Raw genomic sequence first — 1614 nt, forward strand, 5'->3', positions numbered from 1 at the left:
AAGGATATGCGCATCGATCATTTCGTCGATACTATACACTCCTTTCCGGTGCATAGAGTTGGTGGTTGCGTAGTAGCACATCCACCATGCGCACTAATTTTCTTGCTGTAAGAACGAGGGCTCGCTTATGTTGATGCTTTGGAACTTCATGATATTTTTTGAGATAGTATTCTCGATAAACAGGTTCGTTTCGCATTACAGACCCGGCAGCTTCGACCAAGTAATAACGAAGATAGTGGTTTCCTGTTCTGGTCATGACAGTTCTTTCAGATTCGAAGTTGCCTGACTGTTTCCGTTTCCAGTAAAGACCAGCATATTTGGCGATCTTGGCTTCGTCTTCAAAGCGTTCCACTTGGCCCAGTTCAGCAATAATGCCGGCGGCATAGACAGGGCCGATGCCAGGAATGCTTAATAGGGACTTCGATTCAGGAAGAGTAATGATGAGGTTTTGAATGGCGTTATCCAATACTTTGATTTCTCTCCTGAGGGTTTGAATCATCATGGCATAGGATGCAAGAACGACATCTACAGAGTTTTGCATAACTTTTCCAAGCCGATAGGAATCCCTAATGGCTTTGGAAATGGATTTGGCCAGTTTGTCGGGGTTGCTGAACCGACCGCGCCCCTTTTCCTGCAAAAAAGCAGCGAGCTCTTCCAAGGGCATGTCGGCGATTTCATCAAGACTCATGGAGTCGGTTAGCAAGTCCATCATGGTTGATCCAAAGACAGAAGTATCAATTTCTTTGGTCAATGCATTGCACTTATAGTACAGGTTTTCAAGGAAATGTTGTTTCATTTCAGTAAGCTGACAGATCAGCTGATAACGGGAACGAGTCAATCGTTGCAAAGCCATGTATTGTTCTTCTTTGAGAAGAGAGACATTGAAACGGTCAAAACGAAGAAAGTCAGCAATGCGATAAGCATCGATTTCATCAGTTTTATCTTCATCAAAGAGACCTTTAAACCGATGGATGGCTTTTGGATTCATAACAACAACTTCAACGCTTAAGGCCTTCAATTCATCATCTTGTGCAAGGAAAGTGGAGGGATGAAAACTGTAAACAGAAGTGGCTTCCATGCCAACGATGATACGATCATAGTGAACGGATGCATTCAATCTTAAAATATGTTCCTTGATTTTAGAGGCGCCAACGATGGTGTTAGGGAGAGAGACTTCAAGCAAAACATGGTCTTCGCTATCAAGGAAACAGGTGTCAAGTTTTTCGGAACTGACGTCAATACCAACAAGTAATTTCATGGACAGGACCTCCTTTCTCTGAAATTTGGAACGGCTTGGATACTGAAACCTATCCCTAGTTACCTACAGCATGGCAACAACCTCGCGTATGAGTATTCGATACTTGCCAGACATAAGCTGCCCGAAGCTACTAACATTCGGTATGAAAAGCAAGCGATACAGCTTGTGAGTTTGCAGTACAACTGTTGGCTGGGAGACAGTCTTCAAATGTAGTCATGCTACAGGAGAAAATAGCCTTAATCCAGATAGATCCTTATTCCATACTTCTATTATCTAGGAATAGGGTTCAATATCCAAGTGGTTTAAGAAAAAAGCAACTGATAAACCTATGATTTAATTTTATTATACGAGGAGAA

The 1614-nt window shown here is 42.4% G+C and carries 1 protein-coding gene; it reads right to left on the reverse strand.

What is annotated here, in order from left to right; genetic code table 11:
* Positions 1–31: 31 nt before the first annotated feature.
* Positions 32–1258 carry an IS110 family RNA-guided transposase gene (locus GXN74_RS14220; protein WP_162371592.1) on the reverse strand — a complete coding sequence of 409 codons (1227 nt, stop codon included), beginning with the start codon at positions 1256–1258 and terminating at the stop codon, positions 32–34.
* Between the last annotated feature and the right edge of the window lie 356 nt (positions 1259–1614).

The sequence above is a fragment of the Anaerotalea alkaliphila genome (assembly GCF_010179735.1).
Classification (GTDB): domain Bacteria; phylum Bacillota; class Clostridia; order Lachnospirales; family Vallitaleaceae; genus Anaerotalea; species Anaerotalea alkaliphila.

What these genes read in the sequence shown, in the direction of transcription:
- GXN74_RS14220 (WP_162371592.1), bottom strand. Translation starts at nt 1,258, where the DNA reads ATGAAATTACTTGTTGGTATTGACGTCAGTTCCGAAAAACTTGACACC.